This is a genomic window from Bacillus sp. FSL W8-0102 (assembly GCF_038007225.1).
Lineage (GTDB): Bacteria > Bacillota > Bacilli > Bacillales > DSM-4216 > Bacillus_O > Bacillus_O smithii.
On sequence record NZ_JBBOWT010000001.1, the window covers coordinates 2,420,471 to 2,446,673 of the forward strand.

The following is a 26,203-nucleotide window of genomic DNA, read 5'->3' on the forward strand; positions in this document are numbered from 1 at the left end:
CGACCATTGAGAATTGAGAAGTATGGATAGAAATCGCTTTTCGCGCGGGACAAAACCATTAACAAATGAATAATCATTTGTTAGACTTAAATACGGCAGTTGTAAATTTCTGTCGAAAGGAGGAATTTGCATGATAACCATGAAAGATATCATTCGTGATGGACACCCAACTTTGCGAAAAGTCGCTGAGGAAGTTTCACTGCCGCCGTCCGATGAAGATAAAAAAATACTAGAGAGTTTAATCGAGTATTTAAAAAATAGCCAAGATCCGGAAATCGCCGAACGATACGGATTAAGGCCAGGGATTGGACTAGCAGCGCCGCAAATCAACGTTTCCAAAAGAATGATTGCTGTCCATGTGGAAGACGAAAATGAAAAACTTTACAGCTATGCGCTTTTTAATCCGAAAATTATAAGCCATTCAGTGGAAAGAGCGTATTTAGCTTCAGGAGAAGGCTGTTTATCAGTAGATAAACCGATTCCGGGCTATGTACCTCGATATGCAAGAGTGACTGTAAAAGGGTATGACTCGGACGGAAACGAAATCAAATTGCGGTTAAAAGGTCTACCGGCAATTGTTTTTCAGCATGAAATTGATCATCTTAACGGTATCATGTTTTACGATCATATTAATAAAGAAAATCCATTTGCACCTATTGACAATGCAGTAGCAATTACGCGCTGAAAAAATAAGATCAATCGTTACTGTTCAAATCAAAAGAAATTTCCGTTTAGAAAAACAGTCAAATTGTCAAAAGGCCAACCCTTTCCATGAAGACTGCGGATCATTTTTCATCCATAGCCAAAATGGAAAGGGTACAACCTTTTTTTAGAGGTCGACGTCAGTCGCCGTTTGGGAAAGATGATTTAAATAAGCTGCAACCTTTTTAATCCTTCATAAATTCCATCCTCGGCCACATCTTTCGTGACGATATCCGCTTGTTTTTTTACAGGAGGCAATGCATTTCCCATGGCAACGCCCGTGCCTACTGTTTGAAGCATTTCGATATCATTCAATCCATCACCGAACGCATAAACGTCTTCAATACGAAATCCAAGCTTTGCGATCAACTTTTTAATCCCTTCCGCTTTAGAACCGCCTGCAGGTAGTACATCCACTGAATACTCATGCCAGCGGATAAAACGAAAGTCGGAAAAACGTTCTTCGTAATAAGCCTCCTCACCTGGTTTGCAAAACAATAGCGCCTGGTAGATATCATGATTTCGATAATAATGAGGACTGTATTCCGGATGTGAAAATTTCAATGTGCCCAAGCTTTCTTCTATATAGCGATGATGGTGTATATTCGACTTCATCGTTTTGTCAGTCATAAATACGAGCGGATGATTTCTGCCATTTGCCTCTTTTTCCAACCGTTCCATCTGGTCAACAGAAAAAGGCCGATGATAGATCACTTCGTTTTCAAACACAACATACTGGCCATTAAAACTGACAAAAGATTCGATTTCTAATTCTTCCCTTAAATTGGCAAACATAAACGGAGCCCGCCCGGTTGCTATCGCAGTGTACACCCCGCTTTGCTTTAACAACTGAATCGCTTTTTTCGTATTTTCGGGTAGTTTTTTTTCATGGTCCAACAATGTGCCGTCTATGTCAAAAAAGACTATTTTACTCATCACTCAAACTCCTCACATAGAATCATTACTTGATGGTTAAGGTAAACTACAAGCACCATTTTGTCAAATAGGTTAAATGTTCCAACACGGGCAATGCAAATTTTTCGGTCAATTCCATATACTATCAACAGTATATAAACCAATGTGGGAGAGACGTAAATGACAATGCTGGCCATCTTAAGGGCGGCTTTTCCTTTGGACAAGTTTGTAGTACAATAAAGGCAAGGGAGTGATCCACTATGTTAAAGAAGCTTAAAAAAAAGCTCCTAAAACAGTGGAAAGACCTATTACGCAAAAAGTCTATCGCTTAGTTTTTGGCACCGCCCTTCTCTTTTGGGAGGGCTATCTTTATGAACAGTTTTTTCGTGTAAATTATTGGAAATGATTTAGCGCTATGAAAATGCATGAAAAAGTTAATAAGTTTTTATATAATAGAAAAAGTTACTAAAAACGGCAAAGGAGTGAGTACATTGATTTACAAAGTTTACTATCAAGAATCAAACACGGAGGTTCCAACTCGCGAAAATACAGTCGCTTTGTTTATAGAAGCAGACTCTGAAAGGGATGTACGCCAAAAATTAAAAGATCGCCCCATCAGTATCGAATATATTCAGCCGCTGGAAGGGGCCTATTTGGAATATGAAAAACAAAGAGAAGACTTCAAGGTGGAGAAATAGACATATATGAAATTTGTAAAAAATGATCAAGCAGCCGTTTTTGCCTTAGGAGGATTGGGCGAAATCGGAAAAAACACTTATGGCGTACAGTTTCAAGATGAAATCATCCTTATCGATGCCGGAATCAAATTCCCGGAAGACGAACTGCTGGGAATTGACTACGTCATTCCGGATTACAGCTATTTAGTCAAAAATGAAGATAAGATTAAAGGTTTATTTATTACCCACGGCCATGAAGATCACATCGGTGGCATCCCCTATCTTCTGCGGCAGGTAAATGTTCCGATTTACGGAGGAAAATTGGCTCTTGGTTTAATTCGAAATAAACTTGAAGAACATGGTCTATTAAGACAAGCGAAACTGCACGAAATTCGCGAAGATGACGTGATTAAATTTCGCAAAACGTCTGTCACCTTTTTCAGGACAACACACAGCATTCCGGATTCATACGGAATTGTTGTTAAAACGCCTCCCGGGAATATCGTTCATACGGGAGATTTCAAATTCGACTTTACTCCTGTCGGTGAACCTGCCAACTTAACCAAAATGGCGGAAATCGGAAAAGAAGGCGTTTTATGCCTGCTATCGGACAGCACAAACAGTGAAGTACCTGAATTTACAATGTCGGAACGGCGGGTAGGAGAAAGCATTGAGGCTATTTTCCGAAAAGTAAAAGGCCGGATTATTTTTGCCACATTCGCTTCAAATATTCACCGTCTCCAACAGGTAACTGAAGCAGCGGTTCAAAACGACAGGAAAATTGCCGTTTTTGGAAGAAGCATGGAATCGGCTATTGAAATCGGGCAAGAGCTTGGCTACATTCGCTGTCCGAAAGATACATTTGTTGACACTCAAACGCTTAATCGCCTGCCTGCCCATAAAGTCACCATACTTTGTACGGGAAGCCAAGGAGAGCCGATGGCTGCTCTTTCAAGAATCGCCAATGGAACCCATCGGCAAATTCAAATTCAGCCAGGAGATACGGTCGTATTCTCCTCTTCGCCAATACCGGGTAATACGATCAGCATTAACCGCACCATCAATTTGCTTTATCGAGCAGGTGCCGATGTGATTCACGGTTCCTTGAATAATATTCACACGTCCGGGCATGGCGGACAGGAGGAGCAAAAATTAATGCTCCGCCTTATTAAACCGAAATTTTTCATGCCGATCCACGGTGAATATCGGATGCAAAAAATGCATGCAAGACTGGCAATGGATTGTGGTATTCCGGAAGAAAATTGCTTCCTAATGGACAACGGTGATGTATTGGCTCTTGGAAAAAATTCGGCAACGATCGCAGGAAAAATCCCTTCTGGCTCCATCTATATTGATGGAAGCGGAATTGGAGACATCGGAAATATCGTATTAAGAGATCGCCGAATTTTATCGGAAGAAGGTTTAGTCATTGTCGTTGTCAGCATCAATATGAAAGAATTTAAAATCGCTGCTGGACCTGATATCATCTCACGCGGATTCGTCTATATGCGGGAATCCGGTGATCTTATCAACGAAGCTCAAGCGATGATCACGAAGCATATCAACAAAATGTTGGAACGAAAAACTTCTCAATGGTCGGAAATAAAAAACGAAATTACCGACACCTTGGCACCGTTCTTATATGAAAAAACGAAACGGCGCCCAATGATCCTTCCAATTATTATGGAAGTTTAAAACAAGCAAAAACCTCCTTTCAAAAAAGGAGGTTTTTGCTTGTTTTAAAGGGGCTCTGGACATTGTTCTGAGTCTCATTAAAAGCCAGTACAACGATTCTTATGAATAGCATCCTTACGTTCAATCACATTCATTTTTTCCCTCTTACATAATCCGCATCGAACAAAAATAGTCTCATAAGCAGAACTAAAGACGGGATTAAAAGCAAAAGCCCGAATATAAAAGCAACCACTAATGAGGTCCCCATTGCCGGATTGGTCACATTTTCATGCACGGTAATAAAAGGATATAAAATATACGGTAAATGTGAGACTCCATATCCAAAAAAGGCAAAGAAAAATTGCAGCATAACGAAAATAAATGCAGTGCCAAATCGTTTTTGACGGTAGATAAAATAAACAGCTGTCAGAAAGCAAATTAACGATAAGGCAAACATCCACCAATAATCAAGAGCTCTGTCATAATGAACAGGATTATGGACTTTAAGACCCCAAAATACGAGTAAGCTTGCTAAAATAGTCGGAGGGCTCCAAAAGAGAGCAAACTTTCTCAACAACGTTCTTGCCTTAAGGTCATTCGCCCGATCAGCATAGTAAGTCAAAAATGCAGCACTGATAAAAAGAACGGAAACAATGGCTAAAAAGACAACGCTCCATGAATACGGGCTGGCAAACAGCTTATTGGCCAAAAAATGCACTTTATGATCCTTCACCTCTATAAATCCGCCTTCTGAAATAGTCAACGTCGTCGATAAAGCGGCAGGAGACAACAAGCCGGTTGCACCGTATAAAAATGAATAAACGAGGCTTCTTCGCGATCCATAATTTCCAAATGCATAAAAAGAACCTCGAATCGCCAACAAAAGAATCGCAATGCTGCCCGGAATCAACAGAGCGGTGCCATAATAATAGGCTGCCGCCGGGAAAAATCCGACTAAGCCGACAAAGAAAAATACAAAGAAAACGTTTGTCACTTCCCAAACCGGCGATAAATAACGGCTAATGAGTGCATTCATGACATGTTCCTGCTTTGTAATTTTTCCATAGAAATCAAAAAACCCTGCTCCAAAATCAACGGAAGCCACTATTAAATATCCATATAAAAACGTCCATAAAACAGTGATTCCAACGATTTCTAGGCTCATTGCTCATCCTCCTTTCCCAATTCCCTTCTACTTGCATACATAAGTCTGAATGATGAAATGTTGAATGTAACACTTTCATTCTGATAGTCCTTTAAAAGGAGTAAACACACTGCATTCTCCCTTCATATTTGCTCTTAGAATAGACTTTGTCGATCAGCTGTCCATTTCGGAAACAATCAAACTCCAACGCTGAAACTATTTCGGATCTACATAAGGGAATCGCCGTTCCAATTCCACTTCTGCCGGATTATTTTTAAACATTTTACTCAGGACAAAACAGCACATAATGGTCAAAATGAAATACAAAATCGCAAACAATGTAAATGCCAGACCCACTCCATTTCCTTTTGTGGCCGCATCTGCCACTTTCATATACCCTCTTAAAATCCACGGCTGCCGACCTACTTCATCTAACATCCATCCTAGTTCGATGGCCAGCACTGCCAACGGACCGGAAGCCACGATCGCCCACAACAGCCATTTGTTCCACTCTTTTTTCTTAAAGGCCCATAAGAGAATATATAGAGCAGAAACAGCTGTAAGAAAAACACCAATCGCAACCATCAAATCGAACATATAGTGGATAATCAGCGGCGGTCTTTCATCCTTCGGAAAATCATTCAACCCTATTACTTTCGTATCAACAGAATTTCCGGATAAAAAACTTAACATCTTTGGAACGCGAATTTCATAATGGACATCATGATGGCGATCCAATGAACCAAACATGATTAAATCTGCACCTGTTTCCGTATTAAAATGCCATTCTGCCGCCGCCAATTTTTCAGGTTGCCGGTGCGCTAAAAATTTAGCCGATAAATCTCCCGCCAACGCCGTAAAAATAGAGAAAACGAGCGTGCATACCATGGTCATCCGCAGCGCCTTCTTTTCATATTCCCCCCTTTTTCCTCGCAAAATAGCAAAAGCGCTGATTGCGGCTAAAATCACTGCGCATGTAACATAACCGGACGATATCACATGCAGTACTTTGGAAGGTGTAGCAGGGTTAAACATCGCTTCGATCGGATTAATATTCACCGTTTTTCCGTTTTTTAATTCAAATCCTTGCGGTGTATTCATAAATGAATTTACAGTCGTGATAAAAAGTGCCGAAGAAGAAGATCCCACCATCACTGGTATGGAAAGCAGCCAATGATAAATACGGTTTTTAAAGCGATCCCACGTGTAAAGATAAATGCCTAGAAAGATCGCTTCAAAAAAGAAAGCGAACGTTTCCATAAACAGCGGAAGTGCTATCACCTGGCCGGCAACTTCCATAAATGAAGGCCATAGCATGGATAATTGCAAGCCTATAGCCGTACCTGTCACAACGCCAACGGCAACAGAGATCGTAAATCCTCTCGCCCAACGGCGCGCGAGCAGCAAAAAGTGAGGATCCTTTCGTTTGATCCCAATGAACTCAGCTAAGGAAATCATCACAGGCACGCCCACGCCTAACGTTGCAAAGACAATATGAAAGGAAAGCGTCATTCCAGTTAATAGACGGCTCAACATGACGTTATCAAATACCACTTTGACCCCTCCCTACTACATGTATGGCAACCTTACCAGCCAGATTGCCATCCTATGATTTTCATCATTGTTGGAAATTCATTTCCATACAATCCGCTTTCTTTTATATCTTTCCCAAATAAGCTCAAGCAAACCATAAAATCATACTGTGACGAGAAAAAAATCCCTGTTCTGTTGACAACGATAACAAACAAAAATACATTCAAAATTCATTATAAAAACCGATCTAGTAAGATCGGTTAATGTGTCGATGCATTTTTCCTTTCAATATATATGAATTATTATTCGGAATATTCAATCTAAAAAATAAACAGGTTGTCGATATAGCCGACAACCTGATTAAAATTTTTGAGCATGCAAGTACAGAACAACTGTCGCTAAATGCCCGATTGGTTCTATTGACCTAAGTGAAGATGAAACTTTACATTAATGATCATAGCTTCACTTTATTCGCTTTTTTCGGATTCTTCCAATACGCGATTCACGCGTTTTTCAAGCATTTTCATCCCACTTCCGCCAGCTTGGAAATGACGGAGTTTTCCTTCTTTATCAAATACATAATAAGCCGGTACGTATTGGTTTTGAAATGCATCTGTCAATTTATGTTCGTTATCAACAAAAATAGGCTGTGTAATTCCATGTTGTTCAGCCACTTCCTTAATTTGATCGATATCCAAATCTTTCTCGGAACGAGGCATATGGACAGCCACAACGTTTAATTTATCTTTATAACGGTCACGGAATTCGTTTACTTGTGGCATTGCTTCTTTACAAATATGGCAGCTTACAGACCAAAAATGGATTAAAGTAGGTTTTTCACCTACAAGTTGGTCTCTTGTCACCTGTCCGTTGAGCCAAGTCGTTGCACCGGTTAATTCCGGCATCGGTTCACGCAATTTCATGGATATATTCCTCCCTCAATAAAGTTTATTTTTCTCCCGAATACTCGCTTTTTCTCAAAATTTCATAGACACTTAATAGAATACACACCTCATTTAATGGATATATGTTGAATTTTTTTAAATAATTTACATGGTAGGGGGCATCCTATCAACCAAATTGTATTTATTTGGTAAAAATAAGGTATAACCGTGCTTCATCATCTCCACATCACTCACGGTCGCTAACCCTCCCACATCTCTCCGGATTGAATTCCATACATTCCTTCGTCCTGCGTATCCATGAGGTGGAGGTTGGATATGCTCCTTTGCTGGGTCACATGCCCGTATGGAATAAATAAGCTCCAACTCTGCACTATTGGTGTTTGTCATTTGAGATAATTACGGTATTCTGAAATGATTTCATGAACTTAATAAAGCCTTAAGCTGCCTGTAATGAATCGATTTGAGGCAAACCTCTCAATAACTTTGAACCATCAAATTCACACTGTTTTTGACCAATGACAAATAAGACACGTAGTAATTTACAACACAAGGCAATCAGTGACTGCTGTTTCTTCAAAGGTCGATCAGGACGCTTTGTGTAGTATTGATGCAGGGCTTTAAACGTTGGATTATGGGCAACGAGTGGACGAATGGCCAAGTATAAAGCTCTTCGCAATCGACTTCGTCCTCGTTTTGTGATCTTGGTTTGCCCCTTAAACTTCCCGGAACTATGTTCACGTAATGACAGCCCTGCCAGATTTACTAATTGCTGGGGATGACTATACTTTGTTATATCCCCGACCTCAGCGAAGAATAGCGCGACTGTTGTAGGACCTAAGCCTTGAATATTGATCATTTCCTTCGCTCCAGGTATCGTTACTACAAGTGCTTCCAGATCCTTATCTAACTGTCCTAATTGCTCTTTGTATAGCTCATATTGATCGAGTAAATAATCCAATTCACGTTTAGCAAACTTGATACCAATTTGGATACCAATGCTCTTTTTCGCTGCTTCTATTAACTTTGTAGCTCGTTTGATTCCTACACCACGGTTTACTTCTTGTTTCCATTTCGCAAGAACTTCTTCTGATGTCATTTCTTTAATCTGAGAGGGGAATGGAAAGTTTCTTAATGTACAAAGAGCTGCCTTTCCTTCCCAGTCTTTAAATACATCGAAAAACTCCGGAAAGTAACGCTGGATGTGATTTTGAATACGACCTTCTGTGATCATAAGCTGCTGGATGAGCTGATCTCTTAATTTGACGCCTTCTCTTAGCTCTGCATAGATGCCATCTAAGAGATTTGGTACGGAGTATCGCCCATCTTTAATCAGCTGTGCAATCACACGTGCATCTTTCGTATCGTTTTTAGTTGGAGAGTTATCATCCAGCTCTTTAGTTTTTTTGACATGCATAGGATTGACCAAGACAAAGTCATAACCTTTAGCAGTCAAGAAATAGGCCAGACTCAGCCAGAAATGACCGGTCGGCTCAACACCAAAAATGACATGTGTTTTTTGGTGTTCCTTTTGATGCCTCGAAACCCAATCAAGCAGTTTTTGATAGCCATGTATGCGATTTTCAAAGATCAGTCTTTTTCCAAATTCGATTCCTCGATCATCCTGAGCTCGAGCGACGTGTTTGTCTTTGGCGATATCAATGCCTACAATTAATGTTGATGGTGTAATTTGCGAGATTTTACGATTTTGCGTATAATTCATCTTGAGTCCTCCTTGGTAATTATTAATTCGGGGTCAATGCATTGACACCCTGTACTATACCAAGAGGGCTCTTTTTGTTTCAAACCTCAAATTTCTTCATTACAGGAATAGCTCCTTATTCATTTTGAAAAAAGGCCTAACGACTTCGGTTAGGCCTCCTTCCAATCACGATCCTGCTTCCCATTTGCAAATCATTCCTCTTACTTAGAAACCGGCTGTCGTTTCCAATCTACCGGAAGAATTCAAGCTAGAAAGGTGTTCAGACGAATGGGGAAAGCTGGATTAACTCTCTTATTAGTAGTTAAAAGCTAAGCTTATTTTACTTCCAAAGTAGCTTGACCTGGTTTCCAGTTTGCAGGGCACAATCCACCAGTTTGAAGTGCTTGAAGCACACGGAGTACTTCATCGACGTCACGGCCGATATTGTTATGATGAACTACTTGATATTGAAGTTCACCTTCAGGATTGATGATGAAGAGACCACGAAGAGCGACACCTTCTTCTTCGATTAGAACACCATAATCACGAGCTACTTTTTGGTTATGGTCAGCTGCAAGTGGGTATTTGATTTCTCCAATTCCATTTTCGGAACGGTCAGTATTAATCCAAGCTAAGTGAGTATGGACAGTATCAGTAGAAGCACCGATTACAACAGCATCCAGATCTTCAAATTCATCATAGCGGTCAGAAATGGCTGTAATTTCTGTTGGGCAAACAAATGTGAAGTCCATTGGGTAGAAGAATAAAACAGTCCATTTACCGTTTTTCATGTTTTCTTCCAAGCTAACTTTTCCAAATTCTTTGTTTGGCAATACTGCTTCCATTTCAAAACGCGGAGCTTGCTTCCCTACTAATCGTTCTGCCATGATACAGATCCCTCCATTTGATTTTAATATATTGTTTATTGAGAAAGTAACGGGGATATTCTCAATTACTTTCTCCTGATTACACTTGTCATTATAATAAATAATACATTGCTAGTCAATTAAAATAAGTATAAAAAAGAAATAATTTTAATCGGAAGAAATTCTCCTTTTTTATTGTGTCCCATTAAAAGGAAAACTACTCCATGAACGATTGGAATTGATTACTATTTTCACTTTAAGTTTATCATGTTTTTTTAGCGGAACAAAATATTATGCCTTTCATTACAAAAGAAGCTTTTTTAACCATTATGATATGGAAGCACTTCTATTTAAACTTGAAAATGGAATGTTAAAAATACGCCTTCATTTAATCAAGTAGGAGGGGGTGACTAACCCCCGACCTCTCACACCACCGTACGTACCGTTCGGTATACGGCGGTTCAATTAAGTTTGACGTAGTGCTTGATATCTTTCGAATAGACCAATAGGAGTTGTCGAGGGTTTTATGTAGAATGGGACTGCAGGCAATCCGCCAGTATTTCTTGCGTGTATTGCCCCATTCGAATGCTTTATGACTTGGAACACCTAATCCTTTGAGTTTCCGAACTCTTGTTTTCGGGGTTTTCCATTCTTTCCATAAACACATCCGAAGCCTTCGTCTAATCCATTCATCAAATTCTTTGAACTTACTTGGTGTTTCTGCCAAGGCAAAATATCCGCACCACCCCATTAAATATTTGTTCAGTTTCTCAATCCTTTTCTCCATTGGATACGGTTTCGACCTTGATGTGATTTCACGGATCTTGTTCTTCAAACGTTTCACACTTTCGTTCGCAATCCGTACCTTTGGAGTCTTATTGAGTGTGAAGCTGAAACCGAGAAACTTCCGTTTCCAAGGACGGTCTACCGCCGATTTCTCTTTATTTACCTTGAGCTTTAACTCCTCCTCTATAAAGTTCGTAATGGAGTTCATGACACGAACTCCTGCTTTCTTTGTTTTCACATAGATGTTACAGTCATCCGCATACCGGACAAACTTATGTCCACGTTTCTCAAGCTCCTTATCCAATTCATGAAGCATGATGTTTGATAAAAGTGGACTAAGCGGACCACCTTGTGGCGTTCCCATGTCCGTTTCCATTACTACTCCATTGATCATCACGCCTGATTGAAGATACCGGCGGATTAACTTCAGTAGAATTCGATCTTTGATCGTTTTCGCCAAGATCCCCATCAGTTTGTCGTGATTCACCTTGTCAAAGAATTTCTCTAGGTCTATATCGACTACCCAACGATATCCTTCTTTGATATAACCCTTTGCTTCCCTACCGCATCATGTCCCCTTCTACCTGGGCGGAAACCATAGCTATGGTTCGAGAAGGTCGGATCAAAGATTTTCGTCAACACTTGGGCAATCGCTTGTTGAATGAAACGATCGGTCACGGTAGGAACCCTAGTAGCCTTACTCCGCCGTTCGGTTTCGGGATTTCGACTCGACGAACGGGTAAGGGCTTGAAGGTTCCCTCTCTCAACGACTGTCGAATGGATTCCCAATTTTCGTAGAGGTGTCTTCGTAGGTCTTTTACGGACATGCCATCTACTCCGTGACTTCCTTTATTCTGTTCGACTCGTTTCAGTGCCGCCAGGAGATTTTCCCGTAACCAAATCATTTCCATCAACATTGATATCCTCTCCACGTGAACGAATTCTTCTATTTGTGCCATCTTCTGCTCCACCCTCTTGAAGTCCCCCGTGGGATTCACCACTTCCTCTCTTCAAGTAAGTCCTATCGGATTGTCTGCTTCCACACAGAAGATGAACGCCTAGCGATTCGTTCTCCTTAATTGTTCAGTCCTTCCTCTTCCATCTCGAGCTTGAAAGAGTACTATGACTTCTGCTCACTTCTGACTGTTCAGCTATCTATCACTAGATAGGTTACCAAGGTTACTTGGCGTGCCAGCCAGACCTCCCCGGGTAAGAGTGTAATCTTTCCTTCCATCCATCTGCTTCATTTACTCTGTATCACCTTCGGCAGAAAGGGGTTTGTTTTGTTGTGCAAACTCACCCAGTGATACCTAGCCTCATATGAAGTTCGTGTTCCGAGAGACCTTAAAGTTTGCCGCTCGCTTCCTTCAGATTCCGCGTCACCACGGACACCCTCTCGTTAAGCTAACTGCTACTTCTGCCTTCGCAGCTCGGGACTTTCACCCTATAGATTACACCCATGCCGGGCGCACGCAAAGAAAGTCGAAGAGAAAGATTTCGCTCTTCGACTTTTCACCATGGGGAGAAGTTGAAAATTTGTTTAAAGTAGCCTGGCTTTCAGTAAAAAAAGGGGCGGTCTAGACTCTTTTAAAACTTTGCAACAAAATCTTATATTTCAATTTTTTTGCTCTTATTTAGAACGAGTACAAAAAGTACGATTAAGGTGAAACAACCAATGAAGTACTGTAGAAGCGAAAGTGGGTTTGAGCCAACCATAACTGGATAGAAGTAACCAGGAAAATTTTCGATTAAGCCTGAAAGAAATTCGTTATGAATATTCTCCAAAATATTTGCCAAAATATTAGGAAGAAAAAGTAGCATTGCTGTCAAAATTGCATAAACTGCACCACTCCGAACATCATATAATAATAAAATATATCCGAACAAGAAATAAGTCAGCACTAGAAGAAAGACATTAACAAAGAATCCTAGAAGGAAGGAAACCTTCAATTCTCCAGGCACTCCAAGTTGTTTTGTAACTAGAAGTAAACATATTCCCAATGCTACATAAAGTAAACTCACAAATAATGCAATAACGACATTGGCCAATACATAGTTTTTTCTGTTTTGTTTTGAGTTGTTAATCAACGAGATTGTCTTAGATGAGTAATCCCTATTGACAAAGTAAAGTGGGTGTAATACCGCCGCGAACATCCCCAACATACAATAAAAATTGGAGACATGTTTAATGTAAAACGGCGTAGTTTCTGTTAAGATAAAGTAACTCATAATTAATGCTGGTCCGATGGCTCCTAACACTCCAACAGCCAAATGGCCCTTTTTAAATAGTTCTTTTAAATTGTAACTAACATATTTTTTAATATTTAATTTCATGATATTCACCTCTGAATTTGCTCATATAGACATTACGAAGCGTTTTTTTCTCAGCAGTAAAATCAATTAACCTTATTCCCAACCGATTCAAAAATTGAAAAATATCAGAATTCTCTGCTGTCGTTTCAATTTGAATTGTTCTTTCACTTGAGTGGATGATACTTCCGAACTCTTGATACTCGATGAATGTTGCTAAATCAGTAGGATTATCAAAAACTAATTTTAGAATATACGGACTCCTCTTACTAATTTGTTGTTCTCCGAGAATAGTGCCTTTTTCTAAACACAAGACTCGATCACAGATTGTTTCAATATCTTCTAGCTTATGGCTGGAAATCAAGACACCGACATTCCACTCATTAGCTATTTTTCTTAATTGCTGTAATACTTCAAGGGATGTTTCTATGTCCATACTGTTTGTTGGTTCATCCAATACAACGTAACTTGGTTTATTCAATAGACTTATAACAATTCCTAATTTCTGCCGCATTCCCAAAGAATATTCTTTCACCTTTTTATTCAATACATCAAATAATTGTAGACCCTTTAGAAGTTCCTCGTATTCGCTAAGTTTGAATTTATTTCCATAGATTTCCGAAAAATAGGATAGATGCGCTAACCCGGTTTTATTACTGAATAGTTTGGGTTCCTCAATCAAATATCCGACATGATTATTGTCTTCAACAGATCCATCAAATGTCTGAATTGTTTGAGCAATGATCTTCATAAGTGTACTTTTTCCAGCACCATTACTTCCAACTAAACCAACGATTTCTCCTTGTTTAAAATCAAAAGATATCTCTTTTAAAACTACAGAGCCACTATATTTTTTGGTAATTGAATTTACACGCATTTTCCAATCCTCCCTCTAGAAATAAATGATTTTCTCCAACATTCTCGTTCATTCTCACAATTTCATGGTCATTTGTTCGAAGTTTCCTCATGGGCCTTGGCAAGAACCCCCTCTTTCGGAATTTTCCGATGCATTGGAGGGCGGCTATCTAAAACTCCTCTAGAGGAGTTTTCAGAATATTTTTTGATCGCGCGTTTTCTTTCTCCACACGATTCATGGCCGCTTACCCTCCCATGTCTCGCGGGTTCATTTCCTCACATTCCTGCGTTCGGCGTGTCCATGAGGTGGAGGCCGAAAATGCTCCTATGCGGGGTCTATGCCCTAATGGAATTAATACGGTTCGGCTCTGCGCTTCGATTGTGTTCCCATGTCCTTAGGGGTCGAACGACTTTGTTGTGACTTGCCTTTTAACTTTAGGCGGCTTCCTGCATCGAGAGTTGAGGCATGTCTTGAAGCAATTTTTCACAGTCAAACTGGAAACGTTTGGTGGCCATGGCATAAAACACACGAATCAGTTTACAGCTTAGGGCGATGAGCGATTCTTGTTTTTTGAGCGGGTGATCCAGCCGCGTCGTGTAGTACTGGTGCAGGGCTTTAAAGGCCGGGTTATGCACCACTAGCGGACGAACAACAAGGTATAAGGCTTTACGCAGTCTTTTTCGCCCACGCTTGGTGATTTTAGTCTGCCCTTTGAATTTCCCGGATTGATGCAAGGTTAAGGTCAGCCTAGCAAGGTTTTGGATTTGACGCGGGTGCTCATAACCCGCGATGTCTCCAATCTCACAGAAGAAGGTCGCCACAGTCAGCACACTGACACCCTTCATTGCGATCATTTCTTTGGCTCCTGGAATCGGTTTGACCAACTGCTCAATCTCTTCATCGATGTCGGCAATACTTTCTTGAAGGTGCTCATACTGTTTCAATAGACTTTGGAATTCGCGTTTGGCCATTTGTGTTCCGACGGTCAATCCGACCGAACGCTCGGCGGCTTGTCGCAGTTCGTTTGCCTTTTTGATGCCAACGCCCCGCTTGACGATCAGTTTCCACTGCTCGCCGACATGGCTGTGATCTCGTCCGGCAGTGGAAAATGGGTGAGTGTATACAATGCTGTTTTGCCATCCAAGTCTTTAAAAACGGTACGGAATTCTGGAAAATAACGATCCAGCCAGTTGTCAATTCGCCCCTCGGTGATTTGCAGATCATTGGACAGCTGATCGCGAATTTTAAGGCCTTCGCGCAGTTCGGCATAGACGCCTTCCTGCAAGCTTGGTACGGCGTATCGGCCGTCTTTGATCATTTGGGCGATGACGTAGGCATCTTTCGTATCCGTTTTGGTGGGTGAGTTGTCATCCAGCTCTTTGGCTTTTTTTACATACATCTGATTCACGACGACGAACGGGATTTCCTTGGCTCTCGCGTAATACGCAAGATTGAACCAGTAGTGTCCGGTCGGTTCGCAACCGAGGATGACATGTGTTTTTTTATAGGCTTCCTGATTCTCGGACACCCATGCCAACAGTTGCTCAAAACCGGTTATGTTGTTTTCAAAGATCAGTCGCTTGCCAAATTCATAGTCGCGGTCATCAACGACCCTGGCAACGTGTTTTTCCTTTGCAATGTCAATTCCGACAACCAATGTTTCCGGTGTGATTTGCTTCAACTTCTTATTGCGGTTATAATTCATTTCGAGTCCTCCTTGGTTTTCTAATTTCGGAGTCGATACATTGACATCCTGTACTATACCAAGAAGGCTCATTTTTGTTCAAACCTCAAATTTCTTCATTACAGGAATGCTCCTATTTAGTTCTTTAGTTTAAAAAATCTTTTTTATATCGAACGGCTAGATAGATTGCTGATGCGAAGAATGCAAGAGAATATTTAAATAACTATAGATGAGCAAATTCGCTAACATAAATTTACAACCAAACAAAAAAAGAGACATGAACCCGATTCCTTGATTAGAATAGATGTGTCACCAAAACTATTCACAAGGAGGTTCATGTCTCATGAATAGATTAGCACATCATCAAGGAATCCACAAGTTTTTCACGATGTTGGGGTTGGCACTTTATTTTTCAAAACCTGTCATGAAGCATCTCGTTCATATCGTGGATGCGCTGACCACCAAAGGATTTGCGGGAACATTGACCGATCTTCATCATTGGAGCTTTCATCCGAACCACCGCACGACACTCAGCCATTTTTTCACGAAAAGCCCTTGGGATGAAGAGACGCTGCTTCGCAAACTTCAACAGTGGATGCTTCGTCGTGTCGAACGCATCGCCAAACAGGAGAATCAACCCCTTTTTGTTTCGATCGATGATACGATTTGCCAAAAAACCAAGCCTTCGTCACAGGCAACGCACGCCATTCAAGGGTGTGATTGGCACTATTCTCACACAGAGAAAAAGTCGATCTGGGGACATTCTCTCGTTTGGCTCATGGTTCATACGATGACCCAGGCTTTTCCCTTTGCGTTCCGCCTCTACGACAAGGCGGCTGGGAAAAGCAAGGGGGAACTCGCGATCGAGATGCTTTCTTCTTTGGATGTACACCGTCCTGTTTATGTGCTGATGGACTCTTGGTATCCATCGCAAACGCTCGTGGAAGCTTGTCTGAAAAAGGGATTCCACGTAATCGCAATGCTCAAGGCCAATCGGCTTCTTTATCCAAAAGGCATTGCGGTTCAGGTGAGGGAGTTTGCCCGCTACATCGAACCGAAAGACACTCACCTCGTCACGGTGGGAGAAGAGCGTTATCGGGTTTATCGCTACGAAGGCTCTCTCAAAGGTCTCGATGATGCCGTGGTGCTGCTCGCTTGGAAAGCCGATCAGCCGATGACATCGGAACATCTTCACTGCGTCTTGAGCACCGACCGGGATCTAAGCGATGAAGAGATCTTGCGCTACTATGCCCAGCGTTGGTCGATCGAATGTTTTTTCCGTCAAGCGAAAGACCAGCTGAAACTCGATGGATACCGCGTTCGCGGACGTCGGGCGGTGAAACGCTACTGGATCTTGGTGCAGCTTGCTTACGTGTACAGCATGTTCGAGTCGAACAGCGATTTTTCTGATGGGCTCGATCTTCTGCGCAAGAGAAAAGGACATAGCCTCGTGGAGTTCATTTACCGTGCAGCGAAACAAAATATTCCCATTGATACCGTGAAAAAACAGCTCCACGTGGCATAAGGGGTACCCTGTTTGTCTCTTTTACATGGTAATTATTGTAATTAAAATTGCTCAACTACAGTTTTTAAGAAAAATGGTCACACAAACAGTGAAAAATACTTGTTCTTTTATCGAAGATGTGTGCGTCAATTTTAGCAGAGATGCTACTTTACTCTTATCAGAAGGTTTAATTAGCAGAGGATCAAAATTACAAACTATTACGCCTCTTGAATCCGATCCTCACAATGGTTCAAAAGTTGTTCTTTGCTTTGAATTTAAACCGTCGAAAAAGATTCTATATAAGCCTCGGTCTTTAGAGATTGATGTTTTAATAGATAGACTTTTTTCTGATATTCTAAAATTTGATTCTTTACAGAACCATTCACCAGTTGCCCAAACAGTTAATCGGGGTGAGTACGGTTGGCAGGCGTTTGTGCAGCGTACACCCATAAGCCAATCAGAGGCCGGCAGTGCTTATTATAATCTCGGTTTATGTGCGGCGGTGTTTAGCTGTCTTGGATCAACAGATTTACATGATGAAAATATCATTTTTAATGGGGTATTTCCTAATTTTGTAGATTTAGAAACTAGTTTACAACCAGCATACGATCGTACATGTAATTCACTCGATGGATTAATGGGAGAAATGCTTTCCTATTCAATTGCTAATACGTCAATAATTCCAGCTAAACTACCGACGATTCCGCGCAAGGTATTGATTGGCGCTATTAATACACCCTATCCACAAAAAACTAATGAAATGGTTTTTTCATTGAAAAATCCAGGAACTGATGCTGTGGATATAGCCAGGGAAAAGCTTACTGTTACTCGAACAACTGTACCAATCATGTTAACTAGTAATCAAGCACCCGATCCACTTCCATTTCAAGAGGATTTTCTCAACGGTTACTCAGATGGGTATGAAAAGATGATGGACAAACGAGAGCAAATTTATTCTATATTTACTGATATTCAATGTTTAATTAGAGTAATTAATAGACCTACAGTTCAGTATTACTTTATGCTTGATGCATGCCTATTTCCAGAAAATTTAGTTGACGATGCCACAATAAATCAAGTGCTAAAATATCTAAAACCACCTAAGTTGATTAGAGATTCTGAAATAGCCAAGAGTATATTAGAAGAAGAAATCCGTTCCATAAAAAATGGAGATATTCCATATTTTTCTATAAAAGCAAATGATAAACGTTTATATTCAGGGGACTTTATTTCAAATGAGATATTTGATGTGTCACCGGAAAATAATGTAATAAGACGGTTAGAGAACCTTTCACAAAAAAGATTATTACTTGATAAACGCTTTATTGCAGAAGGATATTCTGATATTAGAATACATGAGGCAGAGCATAAAAAAGTAGATGATTTGGGATATCAATCTCCTCTCTTTTCAAACGTCTTGCGAAAGGTGACAAAAGATAATCCTAATCCTTTGATTGAATTAATAAGTTCTTTGTCAATTACTACCAAAATAGATAATCCTGAAACTGGATGGATTGGAGGAGTGTATGGAGATATCCCTATATCCTATGACTCTAGTTCTCTTATTTCGCTTCATGATACTGGGGGTATTCTATTCCTCTTGGAGCACCTGACAGAGTATGAAAAAATAGCTAATCGTTCCAAGTACACTAATCTTTATAATCAGGCCAAACGAGGTTTAAAATCCCTTTGTAGTGCATTTTCTTCACAATTAGAATCTGCACCAATATCAATAATTTCAGGATCTAGTTCCTTGGATTTTATATTTAACCATAATAGGAATAGAGTAAAAGAAATAGAACAAGTTGTGTCTCAAATTCAATCAGAGAATATTCCGCGTGGCGATGTATTTATTGGTCCGATAGGTATAGGTCTCATGTTAGCATCATTTTCGGATACGCCGTATCGGGTTCTAAAAAATTTAGAACATAAAATTTGCAATGAAAGCCCATCGAGTATGTTATCTAGTGATGGAATTGCACATGGCAATTTAGGAGTTATATGGGCACAATTTAGATTATCTTATGCTTTAAAAAATATTGAAGGATGTAAGTATTTTTTTAAAAAGGCTTCACAAATATCTTTTCCAAATACTGTTAATACTGCGGGTTGGTGTAACGGAAATGCTGGCTTGTTAATGGTTCTAGCTGAAATGGCAAGAGCATTAAACGAACAATTAAATCTCTATGAAATAGCGAAGAAATCAACAGCATTACCAGAAAATGGACCTATAGATTTATCTATATGTCATGGGGCTACTGGGGTACTTCAATCTCTACTATTTGCATATGAAGCTACCGGGGATTCGTGGTATCTATCACTTGCAAATCAGTATTGGGAAACTGTATTGGATTTAGCTAATAATCATGGATTTTATACTGGAGAAAAGAATAGAGACTATCTTCTGGGATACTTTCTCGGTTGGAGTGGAGTAGCTGATTCTGCTCTCCTGTTAAAGATGTATAATAATGGTGACTCTGCTTGGTTTCCACTTAATCTAAGCTCTGTATCATATCAACGAAGTATATATAAGGAGGATCTTGAGTGCGCTCATTAGTGGCAATTAATCCGAGTAAGAAGAAGTCAACGGATTATATAGAACTAGGAATTGTTAAGTTTGGACAAGTAGATATACTGTTTGGAACAGTTGAATTAGAACAGCCTTTTTTCGATACTGAAAATCCGAAGAATCATGAATATGTATTAGTAAAAGTGACAGCTTTTTCATGCAATTACCGTGATAAAGCCATATTACTTGAAAACTACAATTCAATCAAGGGTTCTGATCGATTGTTTGTTCCTTTTGGATCAGAATTTAGCGCAATTATTGTTGCCGTCGGTAGGGACGTACATGAATTTAAGGTCGGAGATCGTGTTATGTCTAATTGTTCATACCCTGATAGCGGAAAACAAGGAATTTTACCCGGTGTAGCTACAAATTTTGCATCGTTGGGTTGGTTGCGTCTCCATAAGAATAAGATCATAAAAGTACCAAAAAGCCTAAGTGATAGTGAAGCCGCCTGTTTTTCTTTGGGATCCCAAACCGCGTCAGCGATGATAAGACGCTCTGGAATACTTACGAATGGTGGGAATCCGTTAGTATTAAGTGCACGGTCAAACACATCACTGTTTATTATTCAACAGTTACTCTCTCATGGCATCACTCCTCTTTGTTTATCAACGTCAGAGTGGAGTGATGAAGAAATACAAAAAGTATATCCTAGCCGCGTAGAATTAGTAAGTAACGCTATTAATAGTACATCAAATGATATCGTCAAGCAGAAGATTACTTATGTTTTTGATCCGTTTTTCGATATGAATATCGGCTATGCATTATATTACTTACAAACTGGTGGGACATATGTTACTTGTGGTTTACGAGATCAACATCCACTATTGTCCAGTGACACACCAAGTGATACGGGGCCTGTGGTCAGAGGAGCATTAGAAATGAGTATTGTTAAGAATGTTTCTATTTTGGGAAATTGCCTAGGTTCAAAAGAAGATTTAGAAAGAGCAATTCAGCTACAAAATAGAACGGGGACAAGAATAATCATCGATAAGGAATATCAACTAGAAGAAGGTGTAGATTTTGTACAACGCTCTTTTTTTGATTCCTCCCGATTTGGCAAATGTGTTCTGATTCTTTAAAAATAACTTGTTATAGGAGCATTCCTGTTAGAAGGTTTTCGGGGACTTGAACAAAAAGAGCCCTCTTGGTATGATGCGGGGTGTCAATCTGCTAGTATTGACCCCTAATTTGTTAACCAAGGAGGACTCCATATGAATTGTATAGAAAATCAAAAAATTAATCAAGTCACTGAAAAAACCTTGTCGTCGGTATCGACATTGCGAAGCGTACACATTTCGCTTGTTTTGTGGATGATCGTGGTCGTGTGCTTCAAAAATCATTCTCTGTATCCCAATCTCGGGATGGATTTGAGTCCTTCTATCAACGAATATTAAGGGCCATGAAGGATCATGACAAAACAGAAGTCTTAGTTGGAATAGAACCAACACGTCATTATTGGCTCAATCTCGCTTATTTCTTGGAAGAGCGTGGGATACCCCTCGTTATAACAAATCCAATGCATGTCAAACGTTCTAAGGAATTAGATGACAATCTTCAAACGAAGAATGACCGTAAAGACGCATTAGTGATCGCAAGACTCTTAAAAGATGGACGCTTTAGCTATCCGCGTATTTTAAAAGAAAAAGAAGCTGAACTCCGAGTAGGATCTACTTTTCGAGGGAAATTGACAGAGGAGCTAGGTTCGGTCAAAAACATGATGATCCGATGGTTGGATCGCTATTTTCCTGAGTTCACTCAAGTTTTTCCGTCATTCGGAAAGATGGCCTTGGCCGTACTTGAATGTACTCCATTCCCGAGTGATCTTCACCAGAAACAACCTGATGAGGTATTGGACATTTACCGAAAGGTAGAGGGGTTAAAATCTCCTCAAAGACCAAAAGCGACACAACTCATTCAAGTCGCGGTTCAATCAATTGGAGTAACAGAAGGACGTGAGATGGCCCGTTTTGAAATCGCCACACTCGTTCGTCGTTACCACCAGTTAGAACAAGAAATCGAAAGCATTACTCAGACATTAGTTGAACTTGTCAAAACATCTGTAGAATATGAATGGCTTACAACAGTTCAAGGATTAGGGGATACGACCATTGTCGATCTTTTAGCTGAAATCGGAAGCTTTTCACACTATAAAGGATCCACGCCAACTAATAAAACTCGCGGGATTAACATTACGTGAAAATTCCTCTGGTCAGCATCAAGGTCAAAAGCGTATTTCCAAACGGGGAAGAAGAAAGCTACGTTCCCTCCTTTTCCGAGTGATGATGCCGATGATTCGCCATAATGAAGCCTTTAAAAAGCTACATGAGTATTACACAAACCGTAAGGTGAATCCGTTACGCAAGAAGCAATCCATTGTGGTTCTATGCGGAAAGCTATTAAAAGTGTTACATGGAATCTGTACCAAGCACAAAGTGTTCGACGCACAGCGAATGATGAAGGATATCCCTAGTCTCGCAGAGGCTATGTAAAGTTCTACATCTTCTTAACAGACCTAGACAACAGGATGACACGGAGAAGCTGGCATTATTTTTTCCCATTCGACCTTGAGTCCCTTAAGGAGCTTCGCTAGCCTCTGTCTTATGACTAGACCGAACGAAGGAATGTAGGCACACAGATGCCAAGAGACATGGGAGGGTACGTCATCATAAGTTACGCAGAGATCCATTGTGCATCACATCATTCTCTAGCACTACTTACCATTATTACCCAGTAGTGACCGCGTAGCGTACCCATAGGATGGAATAGTTTCACATAATATAAAAATATTGTTAGTATGCGTGTCGAAAATTATTTTTTTGACACCCCACCAACGGGTTAAACCGTTGATATATCAACATTTATAGAGGGAGGGATTTCTCGTATTAACAATAAAATGGATTTTACTAATTTTTTTATCTACAGGAATTGGTACATTTGTAAACCAGATAATGGAGAATATAAATATAAACATTTGGGTATCTAGAGGTACTGGTTGTCTCGTTTCAGTAATCGTCGCGCTTCTTTTATACAAATATTTCATTATTGTAAATTAGCTCTTTATCCTAGTCTATGTTAGGGGCTTGCGTGCCATGTGGAATACCCTGCTTGCCGGTATCATCTTTCAACATGACAGCGACGCCAAGCTACTTCGCGAACTGTCCCGAAACGGACAGCTGCAGGCGATGTCTGGTTTCAAAGGAAAGGCCCCCACCCCTTGGGCGTTTAGTCGATTCTTGAAACGCGTGTTGGATGAGGCATCGGAAGTGGAGGCGATTTTTGATCAATTAGTCGAGCATGCCAAAAACCTCCTGCCGGATTTCGGCAAACGACTGGCCATGGACAGTAAAGGCATCGATTCCTTTGCCTCAAGAAAGAACAAAAATGAAAAAACAGACGGTCGTCGGGATCTCGATGCCGACTACGGGAAGAAAGTGTATCACGGGATGAAAGAAGACGGGTCTAGGTGGGAAAAAGTCGTCACGTGGTTTGGCTACAAACTGCATTTAGTGGTCGATGCCGTCTATGAATGACCGGTAATGTATTCCGTGACAAAAGCATCCGAATCCGACGTCAACGAAGGGCATCGCTTACTGGAGCAAATGGAAGAGCGGCAGACTGAGATCCTAAAACAAACTGACATTCTCACCGCTGACCGCGCCTATGACGATACCAAGTTGATCGTTAAATGTTGGGACGAATATGGCATTAAACCCGTGATCGACATTCGAAACATGTGGCAAGACGGAGAGCAGACTCGCATGCTGCGTGACTTGAGAATGTGACGTATAACTACAAGGGTCAAGTGTATTGCTACTGTCCTGTCACAGGAAAAGAGCGGGAAATGGCCTGCGGCAGGTATGAAAAAGACCGGAATACCTTGAAGAAACGGTGTCCGGCCAAACAGTATGGCATCACATGTGAAGGTCAAGCCCAGTGTCCGGTTGCCCAAGGTATCCGGATCCCCCTTTCGGAAGATCACCGCATTTTCACCCCTATTGATCGCGCCAGTTATAAGTGGAAAAGGGAATATAATAAGCGCACCGCGGTCGAACGTGTGAACAGCCGTCTGGATGTCATGTTTGGCTTTGAACGGCACACGATTCGCGGCCTCAAAAAATGAAGACAAGATGTGGATTGGCCCTTTGTGTCATGTTGGCCATGGCTGTTGGGCGAGTGAAGGAAAAACAGCAAGATAAACTGCGCAGCCTCGTAGCAGCAGCCTAATGCATCTCATAGAAGGGTTTATCTACATGTGGAGAAAGAGAAACGAGACGGAATCCACAAGTGGACATGTGGATAAAAGGCCCGTCTGTCCTTTTTGACCCTTATAGTTACGTAAAACATGAGACAGGGGCAAAATTATTACAAAAAAATGGCTGCATCGAACCCGAGTTCGACAGTCACTAGGCAAACAAAATGCCTCTCGCCCCTTGATACAAAAGGGATCGGAGGCATTTGGGCACACTTCGGGCGTGTATCTAGGTGCGAGGGTGGATGCCTAGAATCTTTGGAGGAGGTTCCAGCCCTAGAGCCGCAAGGAATAGCGCTTGTTTGGCCGTCAGTTCGGTTCGTTGATAAAGGTCGCCGTTTTTTGAAGAAAAATGTCCAAGCATGAGACGCTCGCATTCGTCTCTTACTTTCGGCCACGATTCATGAGAGGCTGACCCAAAAGGTCGATAAAATCGACTTTTTAGGGCTCAGCCTTTTTCTTTAGAATGATTTATTGGATATTATTGGTTGTAATTCGTGCACAGAAGATCATTCCCCTGTTTTATTCCCTCACTTTTTGTTGTTTTTCAGTGTATGTTGCCCACTTTTTCAAATTGTGGGCAACACAAATAAGACCCCATTCCACCGTTGTTTTGGAAAGGCCTCTTAATGTAAATCGTTGGAAGTGGCTGTTGTGCTTAATTTGAGCAAATACTGGCTCCACTTCTATTTTTCGTTGTCTATACTTCTTTTTCGCTTCCTCCGAGGTTAATCTTTCACGGACTTCTTGGCGCTGCTTCTGATTCTTCATGGAAACACTGATGCTTTTTGTGTTCTTTCCTTTTGCACAAGAAGATTGAAAAGGGCATCCATAGCAGTCTGTGCACATGTAAGTTCGTTTCACCGATTCATACCCATTTTCTGATTTCCGTTTTCTTTCGTAACTAAAGGTAAGTCGTTTATTATTTGCACAGATCCATTCGTCTAATTCCTCGTCATAAGTCATGTTCTCCAATTTACCGATTTGATTTTTCCAAGCTTTTGTTTGTTCCTTATCGAATGTGTTGTATTTAACCAGTGCTTCCATTTCTTCCTTTTCACAATAATCATAGTTTTCTTCGCTACCATAACCAGAATCGGCAATGAGTGTCTTTGGTTTTGGCCGATTATACTTTTTCATTAATTCAAAGTGAGGAATTAGGCAGCCGGGATCTCCGGCACGTTGATGTAGACTGAACCCTGTGATAAATTGTCCTTCCGTTCCGATTTGTACATTGTAACCAGCCTTTAATTGACCGTTCTTCATGTGGTCTTCTTTCATGCGCATGAAAGTGGCATCTTTATCCGTTTTTGAATAGCTGTTTCGGTCGCCAAATGTTGCTTTTTGTTCTTCATATTTTTGCTTTCTGGGCAAAAGATCCTTTTCCAATTGTCGTTTTGCTTTTTTCAGGGTTCGATTTGTAGGTTCCTGTTCTAATTTTTTCTCTACCTTTTTGATGGTCTCTTGGATTTTCTCGGAGGTAACAGGAGCTGCCTCCAATTTTTCTTGAAAATCCATTTCTTTTTCAGCTTGCTCATCTTCTTTCATTACTTCCTCAATCGATAAGACGATCTGTTTGTATTTCTCATCCAGCTTTGTATCGAACTTTTCGGTCGCCTTCCTCCAAACAAAAGTATATCGATTAGCGTTAGCTTCAATTTTCGTTCCATCAAAATAATAATCTTCAAGCTTTACTAACCCCTCCTGGCATAAAAGATCCACAATTCCGAAGAAGGTTTCATAAATGACATCCTTCATACGATTGGAGCGAAATCGATTGATTGTACGAAAATCAGGTTTTTGGTTTCCCGAAAGCCACATAAAATAAATGTTTTCTCCCAGTTGTTTAGCAATTTGCCGGGAAGAATAAATTCGATTGACGTAGGCATAAAGGATAATTTTTAACATCATTTTGGGATGGTAAGGCGGGCGGCCGCCACCAGGATGAAGAGAAAGAAGGATGTTTGGATTCATCTTTTCTACTGCCAAATCCACAATTCGGCAAAGATGATGTTCGGGGATTAGAACTTCTATATCCATTGGTAGAACTAATTGTCCTGTCGTGGTATAATTTATGTACATAAGAAAATCGTTCCTTTCCGGTAGATTGGTTGTAGTGACTAAATT

General features: G+C 40.6%; 18 protein-coding genes and 5 pseudogenes. 10 read left to right on the forward strand and 13 right to left on the reverse strand.

The window, feature by feature from the left end; all coding sequences use genetic code 11:
• Window positions 1-130: 130 nt before the first annotated feature.
• Window positions 131-685, forward strand: a complete 555-nt coding sequence (gene def / locus N1I87_RS11590; protein WP_341101862.1) for a peptide deformylase — start codon at window positions 131-133, stop codon at window positions 683-685.
• 182 nt (window positions 686-867) lie between these two features.
• On the opposite strand, the gene N1I87_RS11595 is transcribed toward def, so the two are convergent.
• Entirely contained in the window at window positions 868-1,638 is a 771-nt protein-coding gene (locus N1I87_RS11595; RefSeq protein ID WP_003354406.1) for a Cof-type HAD-IIB family hydrolase, read from the reverse strand.
• Window positions 1,639-2,108: 470 nt separating this feature from the next.
• Here N1I87_RS11595 and N1I87_RS11600 point away from each other — a divergent pair, with 470 nt between their 5' ends.
• Together N1I87_RS11600 and rnjA are read left to right on the forward strand one after the other, a co-directional pair.
• Complete coding sequence (locus tag N1I87_RS11600) at window positions 2,109-2,315, forward strand: DNA-dependent RNA polymerase subunit epsilon (protein WP_003354403.1); 207 nt, start codon at window positions 2,109-2,111, stop codon at window positions 2,313-2,315.
• Window positions 2,316-2,321: 6 nt separating this feature from the next.
• The gene (gene rnjA, locus N1I87_RS11605) at window positions 2,322-3,989 is read left to right on the forward strand and encodes a ribonuclease J1 (RefSeq protein WP_003354402.1); all 1,668 of its coding nucleotides are present in this window, start codon (window positions 2,322-2,324) and stop codon (window positions 3,987-3,989) included.
• A 130-nt stretch (window positions 3,990-4,119) separates the two neighbouring features.
• Here rnjA and N1I87_RS11610 read toward each other — a convergent pair whose 3' ends face one another.
• From N1I87_RS11610 to N1I87_RS11655, 10 genes and pseudogenes are all read right to left on the reverse strand, one after another.
• Window positions 4,120-5,133, reverse strand: a complete 1,014-nt coding sequence (locus tag N1I87_RS11610) for a cytochrome d ubiquinol oxidase subunit II (RefSeq protein ID WP_341101864.1) — start codon at window positions 5,131-5,133, stop codon at window positions 4,120-4,122.
• 195 nt (window positions 5,134-5,328) lie between these two features.
• Window positions 5,329-6,666 (reverse strand): cytochrome ubiquinol oxidase subunit I, encoded by a 1,338-nt coding sequence (locus tag N1I87_RS11615; RefSeq protein WP_341101867.1) that lies wholly within the window; start codon window positions 6,664-6,666, stop codon window positions 5,329-5,331.
• A gap of 446 nt (window positions 6,667-7,112) precedes the next feature.
• The gene (locus N1I87_RS11620) at window positions 7,113-7,568 is read right to left on the reverse strand and encodes a TlpA family protein disulfide reductase (RefSeq protein WP_003354399.1); all 456 of its coding nucleotides are present in this window, start codon (window positions 7,566-7,568) and stop codon (window positions 7,113-7,115) included.
• 418 nt (window positions 7,569-7,986) lie between these two features.
• Window positions 7,987-9,270, reverse strand: a complete 1,284-nt coding sequence (locus N1I87_RS11625) for an IS110 family transposase (RefSeq protein WP_270584767.1) — start codon at window positions 9,268-9,270, stop codon at window positions 7,987-7,989.
• A gap of 314 nt (window positions 9,271-9,584) precedes the next feature.
• Window positions 9,585-10,136, reverse strand: coding sequence for a peroxiredoxin (locus N1I87_RS11630; RefSeq protein ID WP_340397187.1), 552 nt, complete (start codon window positions 10,134-10,136; stop codon window positions 9,585-9,587).
• A gap of 367 nt (window positions 10,137-10,503) precedes the next feature.
• Window positions 10,504-11,818, reverse strand: a pseudogene (gene ltrA, locus N1I87_RS11635) (group II intron reverse transcriptase/maturase).
• A 691-nt stretch (window positions 11,819-12,509) separates the two neighbouring features.
• Window positions 12,510-13,235: an ABC transporter permease gene (locus tag N1I87_RS11640; RefSeq protein ID WP_340396510.1), complete on the reverse strand. Its 726-nt coding sequence runs from the start codon at window positions 13,233-13,235 to the stop codon at window positions 12,510-12,512.
• Window positions 13,219-14,088, reverse strand: coding sequence for an ABC transporter ATP-binding protein (locus N1I87_RS11645; RefSeq protein WP_340396509.1), 870 nt, complete (start codon window positions 14,086-14,088; stop codon window positions 13,219-13,221). Before N1I87_RS11645 ends, N1I87_RS11640 begins: the two co-directional genes overlap by 17 nt.
• 413 nt (window positions 14,089-14,501) lie before the next feature.
• Window positions 14,502-15,772, reverse strand: a pseudogene (locus tag N1I87_RS11650) (IS110 family transposase).
• A 124-nt stretch (window positions 15,773-15,896) separates the two neighbouring features.
• Window positions 15,897-15,974: pseudogene (locus N1I87_RS11655) on the reverse strand (DUF2178 domain-containing protein); the annotation flags it as partial.
• A gap of 120 nt (window positions 15,975-16,094) precedes the next feature.
• Between N1I87_RS11655 and N1I87_RS11660 the strand changes: the two are divergent.
• From N1I87_RS11660 to N1I87_RS11690, 7 genes and pseudogenes are all read left to right on the forward strand, one after another.
• Window positions 16,095-17,276, forward strand: a complete 1,182-nt coding sequence (locus tag N1I87_RS11660) for an IS701 family transposase (protein WP_040037972.1) — start codon at window positions 16,095-16,097, stop codon at window positions 17,274-17,276.
• 25 nt (window positions 17,277-17,301) lie between these two features.
• Complete coding sequence (gene lanM, locus N1I87_RS11665) at window positions 17,302-19,812, forward strand: type 2 lanthipeptide synthetase LanM (RefSeq protein ID WP_341101871.1); 2,511 nt, start codon at window positions 17,302-17,304, stop codon at window positions 19,810-19,812.
• The gene (locus N1I87_RS11670) at window positions 19,800-20,906 is read left to right on the forward strand and encodes a medium chain dehydrogenase/reductase family protein (protein ID WP_340396161.1); all 1,107 of its coding nucleotides are present in this window, start codon (window positions 19,800-19,802) and stop codon (window positions 20,904-20,906) included. Before lanM ends, N1I87_RS11670 begins: the two co-directional genes overlap by 13 nt.
• Before the next feature lie 132 nt (window positions 20,907-21,038).
• A pseudogene (locus N1I87_RS11675) lies at window positions 21,039-22,316 on the forward strand (IS110 family transposase).
• 600 nt (window positions 22,317-22,916) lie between these two features.
• The gene (locus N1I87_RS11680; protein ID WP_340396505.1) at window positions 22,917-23,357 is read left to right on the forward strand and encodes a transposase; all 441 of its coding nucleotides are present in this window, start codon (window positions 22,917-22,919) and stop codon (window positions 23,355-23,357) included.
• A gap of 15 nt (window positions 23,358-23,372) precedes the next feature.
• On the forward strand, window positions 23,373-23,609 hold the full coding sequence (locus tag N1I87_RS11685; RefSeq protein WP_341101876.1) for a transposase: 237 nt from the start codon (window positions 23,373-23,375) through the stop codon (window positions 23,607-23,609).
• A 59-nt stretch (window positions 23,610-23,668) separates the two neighbouring features.
• Window positions 23,669-23,947: a hypothetical protein gene (locus N1I87_RS11690; protein ID WP_341101879.1), complete on the forward strand. Its 279-nt coding sequence runs from the start codon at window positions 23,669-23,671 to the stop codon at window positions 23,945-23,947.
• Between the two features lie 358 nt (window positions 23,948-24,305).
• On the opposite strand, the pseudogene N1I87_RS11695 reads toward N1I87_RS11690, so the two are convergent.
• Window positions 24,306-24,485: pseudogene (locus N1I87_RS11695) on the reverse strand (IS1634 family transposase); the annotation flags it as partial.
• 113 nt (window positions 24,486-24,598) lie between these two features.
• Window positions 24,599-26,158: an IS1182 family transposase gene (locus N1I87_RS11700; protein ID WP_270584763.1), complete on the reverse strand. Its 1,560-nt coding sequence runs from the start codon at window positions 26,156-26,158 to the stop codon at window positions 24,599-24,601.
• Window positions 26,159-26,203 lie beyond the last annotated feature (45 nt).